Origin of the sequence: Streptomyces sp. PU-14G (assembly GCF_041028275.1) — a bacterium.
Classification (GTDB): Bacteria; Actinomycetota; Actinomycetes; order Streptomycetales; family Streptomycetaceae; genus Streptomyces.
This window is the reverse complement of record NZ_JASKYT010000365.1, coordinates 1-6129: the sequence shown is the minus strand read 5'-3', so window position 1 is coordinate 6129 and position 6129 is coordinate 1. Positions and strand designations below refer to the sequence as shown.

The 6129-nt window shown below is 73.2% G+C and carries 3 protein-coding genes; 1 reads left to right on the top strand and 2 read right to left on the bottom strand.

Annotated elements, in window-relative coordinates:
• Positions 1 to 44: 44 nt before the first annotated feature.
• On the bottom strand, positions 45 to 1388 hold the full coding sequence (locus tag AB8Z75_RS28900) for a UDP-glucose/GDP-mannose dehydrogenase family protein (protein ID WP_369207080.1): 1344 nt from the start codon (positions 1386 to 1388) through the stop codon (positions 45 to 47).
• Positions 1389 to 1565: 177 nt separating this feature from the next.
• Between AB8Z75_RS28900 and AB8Z75_RS28895 the strand changes: the two genes are divergently transcribed.
• Positions 1566 to 2738: an acyl-CoA dehydrogenase gene (locus AB8Z75_RS28895; RefSeq protein WP_369207078.1), complete on the top strand. Its 1173-nt coding sequence runs from the start codon at positions 1566 to 1568 to the stop codon at positions 2736 to 2738.
• An 84-nt stretch (positions 2739 to 2822) separates the two neighbouring features.
• Here AB8Z75_RS28895 and AB8Z75_RS28890 read toward each other — a convergent pair whose 3' ends face one another.
• Positions 2823 to 5996, bottom strand: a complete 3174-nt coding sequence (locus AB8Z75_RS28890) for an amidohydrolase family protein (RefSeq protein ID WP_369207082.1) — start codon at positions 5994 to 5996, stop codon at positions 2823 to 2825.
• Positions 5997 to 6129: the final 133 nt, after the last annotated feature.

Below are 6129 nucleotides of genomic sequence, written 5' to 3'. Positions count from 1 at the left end.
GTAACGGGCCGCCGCGGGGTGCGGGGAGAGGGGGCGGCGGCCCGTTACAGCGTGGGCCGGCCCAGGGCGCGGAAGGTCCAGCCCGCCTTGCGCCAGAGGGCGGGGTCGAGGGTGTTGCGGCCGTCCAGGATGTGGCGGGCGGCGGCGACGTCGCCGAGCGCCGCGGGGTCGAGCTCCTTGAACTCGGCCCATTCGGTGAGGTGGAGGACCACGTCGGCGCCCCGCACCGCGTCGAGAGCGGACGGCGCGTAGCCGAGCGTGGGGAAGACGGCGCGCGCGTTCTGCATGCCCTTGGGGTCGTAGACGGTGACCTGCGCGCCTTGCAGGTGGAGCTGGCCCGCGACGTTGAGCGCAGGGGAGTCGCGTACGTCGTCGGAGTCGGGCTTGAAGGTGGCGCCGAGGACGGCGATGCGCTTGCCGAGCAGGGCGCCGCCGAGGGCGTCGCGAGCGAGCTCGACCATCTGGGCGCGGCGCCGCATGTTGATGGAGTCGACCTCGCGCAGGAAGGTGAGCGCTTCGGAGGCGCCGAGTTCGCCGGCGCGTGCCATGAAGGCGCGGATGTCCTTGGGCAGGCAGCCGCCGCCGAAGCCGATGCCGGCGCGCAGGAACTTGCGGCCGATGCGGTCGTCGTGGCCGATGGCCTCGGCGAGTTTGACGACGTCGCCGCCGGCGGCCTCGCAGACCTCGGCCATGGCGTTGATGAAGGAGATCTTGGTGGCGAGGAAGGAGTTGGCCGACGTCTTGACGAGCTCGGCGGTGGGGAAGTCGGTGACGAGGAAGGGGGTGCCTTCCGCGACGGGTGTGGCGTAGACGTCCCGCAGGAGCCCTTCGGCGCGGGGCCCGCCGACGCCGATGACGATGCGGTCGGGGTGGAGGGTGTCCTTGACGGCGAAGCCCTCGCGCAGGAACTCGGGGTTCCAGGCGAGTTCGGCGTCCGCTCCGGCGGGGGCGAGCGCGGCGATGCGGGCGGCGAGCCGTTCGGCGCTGCCGACGGGGACGGTGGACTTGCCGACGACGAGCGCGGGCCGCTGCAGGTGGGGGGCGAGGGAGTCGACGGCGCGGTCGACGTAGCTCATGTCGCAGCCGTACTCGCCGTGCTTCTGCGGGGTGTTGACGCACAGGAAGTGGATGTCGCCGAAGGCGGCGATCTCTTCCCAGGAGTCGGTGAAGCTCAGGCGTCCGCTGGAGCCCTCGACGCCGGCGACGTGGGAGCGCAGCAGCTCCTCCAGCCCCGGCTCGAACATGGGTGCGCTCCCCTGTTCGAGTTTGCGCATCTTCTCGGGAACGACGTCCAGCCCGAGCACCTCGAAGCCGAGCTCGGCCATGGCGGCGGCGTGGGTGGCGCCGAGATAGCCGAGACCGATCACGGTGATCTTGGGCGAGGCCATAGGGGTACTCCTTGTGACGGCTGAACGCTGCCCGCGAGCATAACGGGACCCCGGCTGTCGCGAACCTCACGTACCCCCGGGGCGGCCGGGGCCACTAAAATTGCGGTTACTTAACGGTAATTAGCGTTCCCGCAGTGCACGCAAAGTACAGGCAGGCTCTCGAAGGAGTGAGACACCTTGGCGTCTGATTTCGACCTCTACCGGACCTCGGAGGAGCACGAGATGCTCCGCGACTCGGTGCGCGCGCTCGCCGAGGCGAAGATCGCCCCGCACGCCGCAGAGGTGGACGAGGAGTCCCGGTTCCCGCAGGAGGCACTGGATGCGCTCGTCGCCAATGACCTGCACGCCGTGCACGTGCCGGAGGCGTACGGCGGCGCGGGCGCCGACGCGCTGGCGACCGTCATCGTCATCGAGGAGATCGCCCGGGTCTGCGGTTCCTCCTCGCTCATCCCGGCCGTCAACAAGCTCGGCTCGCTCCCGGTGATGCTCTCCGCCTCCGAGGAGCTGAAGAAGCGCTACCTGTCGCCGCTGGCCAAGGGCGACGCGATGTTCTCGTACTGCCTGAGCGAGCCGGACGCGGGCTCGGACGCGGGCGGCATGAAGACGAAGGCCGTGCCCGACGGCGACCACTGGGTGCTGAACGGCGTCAAGCGCTGGATCACCAACGCCGGTGTGTCCGACTACTACACGGTGATGGCCGTCACGGACCCCGACAAGCGCACGAAGGGCATCTCCGCGTTCGTCGTGGAGAAGGGCGACGAGGGAGTGTCGTTCGGCGCCCCCGAGAAGAAGCTGGGCATCAAGGGCTCGCCCACCCGCGAGGTCTACCTCGACAACGTGCGCATCCCGGCCGACCGGATGATCGGCGCCGAGGGCACGGGCTTCGCCACCGCGATGAAGACGCTCGACCACACCCGCATCACCATCGCGGCGCAGGCCCTCGGCCTCGCGCAGGGCGCGCTCGACTACGCGAAGGGCTACGTCGCCGAGCGCAAGCAGTTCGGCAAGCCCATCGGGGACTTCCAGGGCGTGCAGTTCATGCTGGCCGACATGGCGATGAAGCTGGAGGCCGCCCGTCAGCTGACCTACGCGGCAGCCGCGCGTTCCGAGCGGGTCCACGGAGGCGGCGACGGCGCGAAGGAGGACCTGACCTTCTTCGGCGCAGCCGCCAAGTGCTACGCCTCCGACGCGGCCATGGAGATCACCACCGACGCGGTGCAGCTGCTGGGCGGTTACGGCTACACGCGTGACTACCCGGTCGAGCGGATGATGCGCGACGCGAAGATCACGCAGATCTACGAGGGCACCAACCAGGTGCAGCGGATCGTGATGGCCCGCAACCTGCCGTAGGGCGCTCGCAGGGAGCGGCGGTGCGGGGCCGGTGTCCGTAAGGGGCACCGGCCCCGCACGTGTCCGCCGGCGCGGCGGGGGCCGTCAGTGCCCCATGTCGCAGCATCCGTCCCGCCGCTGTTGGCGGCTCACGTGGCGCCAGTGTTCCTTCTCGTGGGCGCGCACGTCGGCGGTGCCGTACGCGCCGATCAGTTCCTCTCGTTCGTAGGGCACGCCGCCCCGCACAGTCGTCACCGTCCGCACCAGTGCGTCGAAGTCCCGCAGCGGGTCGCCGTCGACCAGGGTGAGGTCGGCGAGCTTGCCCTCCTCGACGGTGCCGAGCTCCTTGTCGACGCCGAAGACGCGGGCCGGCAGCACGGTCGCCGTGCGCAGCGCCTCGTGCGGGCGCAGCCCGGCGCGGTGCAGGGCGCGCAGGGCCAGGTGCAGGTGGAGCCCGACGGGGACCAGCGGCTGGTCGGTGCCGAGCGCGACGGTGCCGCCGGCGGCCAGGACGCGGCGGTAGACGGCGGTCTCCGTGTCCAGCGTGGCCAGTTGCTCCTCGGTGGGCGGTGTGCCGGCCAGTTCGCGCACCGCCTGCACGTCCCAGGGCGGCATCAGCCGGGTGACGCGCTCGTCCTTCGCCAGTTCGGGCTGGGCGCCCAGCAGCGGGGACGCGGTGAACGGCGTCGCGACGAGGTGGAAGTCGCCGGGGGTGCTGTAGATGCCCACGACGTCCTCGCAGGCGTGGCCCGTCGCCGTCGTGGCGTGCCCGTACTCCAGGCGCTGGGTGGCCTGCAGGTGGGTGGTCAGATCCTGGCCGACCTGCACGCCCGGGGTGCACAGGTGGCTGCCCGAGCGCACGCCCAGCTTCTCGTGGGCGTAGGCGGCGGCCGTGCGCATCGTCGTCGCGGGAGCCCGCACGTACGTCTTGACGAAGTCCCAGTCGAGCGCCCCGGCGCGCTCCAGGGAACGGCGCAGCCCCGCTTCGGTGCGGTGAGCCCTGCCCATGCTGTAGGCGACACGGGCGCCGTCCAGCAGCTCCCCGGTGGCCAGCAGCCTGGGCCCGGCCAGTTGCCCGGCGGCGACGGCCTCGCGCAGTCTGGCCTGCTCGTAGGCGAAGCCGCCGAAGGAGACGGCCGTGGTGATGCCGTAGGCGAGCTGGGTGACGGTCTGCCGGCCGCCGTAGGTGGTCTGCCAGGGGTGCGTGTGGGTGTCCCAGAGACCGGGCAGCACGGTCAGCGAGGAGGCGTCCAGACGGCGCGCGGCGCGGCGTCCCGCGCGGTGCGGGGCGATCTCGGCGATCCGGCCGTCGCGCAGCACCAGGTCCACGTCCTCGCGCACGTCGGGCCCCGTGCCGTCCCACAGCCGCCCGGCGTGCACCACGGTGTCCTTGGGCGCGGGCCGCCGCCAGGACAGTTCCATCCGTACGGTGCGCGCGTGGCCGCCGTCGACGTCGCGCAGCCGCAGCTTGCCCGCGGACAGGTACGCCAGCGTGCGCGAGTCGCCGGACCAGGAGGGGTGGTCGGCGCTCTCGTCGGTCAGCCGGCGGGCCTTGCCCGCGGGGCTGCCGTCCTCGCGCACGGGCAGCACCCACAGCGCCGACTCGCTCACGGCCGCCATCCAGCGTCCGTCGGGCGACCAGACGGGACCCGCGGCGTACCGGTCGGCGAGTGAGGCGTGCTCGGCCAGCGGGTGCAGGGCGTCCTCGCCGCTGTCGGCGTCGACGACGCGGATGAGGTTGTAGCCCTCGCGGAAGCGGAAGTTGAGCCGGTTGCGGTCGCACAGGGCGATGCGGCGCCCGTCCGGCGACCAACTGGGCGGCCCGGGGATGCCTCCGCCGCCCATGGGCGCGGCCAGGGTGCGCTCCTCGCCGCTCGCCAGGTCTTTGACCAGCAGGTTGCCCGCCATGTCGAGACAGGCGAGCCTCTCCCCCGCGGGCGAGAGGGCGCCGAAGACCCGCCCGCCGCCCGCGAGTTGTTCCTCCTTTCCGCTGTCGATCTCCCGGCGGCGGACGGCGAGCAGCCCGTCGCGGTCGTCGCTGTAGAGCACGGCCTTGCCGTCGCGCGTGAAGGAGGGCGCGCACACGTAGTGGGAGGCGCGAGCCCGCACGAGTGCGCGGGGGCGGCCGTGTCCGTCCGTGCGGGCGAGCCAGAGGGCGTTGAGGGCGACGAACGCGAGGTGCTCGCCATCCGGGGAGAGCACCGGCTGCTGCACGCCGCGCACCCGGTGGCGCCCTGCCGCCTCGAAGCCGTAGTCCTTGACGCGGTAGCGGGGGCGCCGGGTGGGGAGTTCGGCGGTGAAGGGGATGCGTTCGGCGGCCTCCGGTCTGGCGGGGCGCAGCAGCCGGAAGGTGCCCGAGACGGTCAGCAGCAGCGTCTCGCGGTCGGCCCAGCGCGGCGGTACCGGTGCCAGGTCGCCGCCGACGTCGACCGCCTCGCCGTCCACGATAAGCGTGCACGTCGCCCCGGGCGCCGGTGTGGTGCGCAGGTAGGCGAGCTTGCCGGAGGGCGAGACGGCGGGCGTCATCAGGGAGGCGCCCTCGGTGGAGTCCTCGTGTTCGGTGCGTACGTCTCCGGAGCCGTCGGCTGCGACGGAGACGAGGGTGCGGGCCTTCAGTGCGGGCCCTTCCGCACCGTCCTCGACAGCCCCCCGCACGCACAGCACCCGCGTGCCGTCCGGCGACCAGGTGGGGTCGAAGTCCTCCCAGGCGCCCTCCTGGAGGGGGCCGCCCTGTCCCTTGCGTCCGGTCAGCCGAGTCGTCTTCCCGGTGCGCACGTCGAGCACCCAGACGCGGTACGGGCTGCCGTCCACCGGGTCGCCGCCGCGCTCGGAGGCGAACGCGAGGCGGGTGCCGTCGGGTGACCAGGCGGGGCCGCGGTCGTCCCAGGGCCCGTCGGTGCGCTGCTTGAGGCCCGTACCGTCCGGGCGGAGTGTCCACAGGTGGAAGCCGCCGCCGTGGTACGCGCACACGGCCAGCGTCTTGCCGTCGGGCGCCAGGACGGGGCGGGTCGGCTCCAGCCCGGGAACGCTGAGCGCACGCGCGGCACCACCCGAACGGGGGACGGACCACAGGATGTTCTGCATCTCCGCAATCAGCCGGTCGGCTCCCGGCACGAGTGTGGCGGCGCCGTTGGTGGCGGCGGAGAACGGCACGGTGCGGGAGCGGTCCGCGGCCTCGGCGGAGGCCGGGGCGGGCGCCGGGGCGGCGACCGCCGGTGTGCTCAGGGCCGGGCCGCCGACGGCGAGCGCGCCGCCCGCGGCGGCGGAGGCCTGGAGCAGACGCCGCCGGGCGAGCGGCCCGGGCGGAGCCTCGGAGGCGGGTTCGGGAGCGTCGCGAGGGGCGGTGCCGGGGCCGCCACCGGTGACGGAGCGGGGGTCGGCGCCGGTGACGGAGCTGGGGTCGGCGCAGGAG

Excerpts from the sequence above, each read along its gene's own strand:
- AB8Z75_RS28900 (WP_369207080.1), bottom strand. The coding sequence starts at position 1,388 with ATGGCCTCGCCCAAGATCACCGTGATCGGTCTCGGCTATCTCGGCGCC.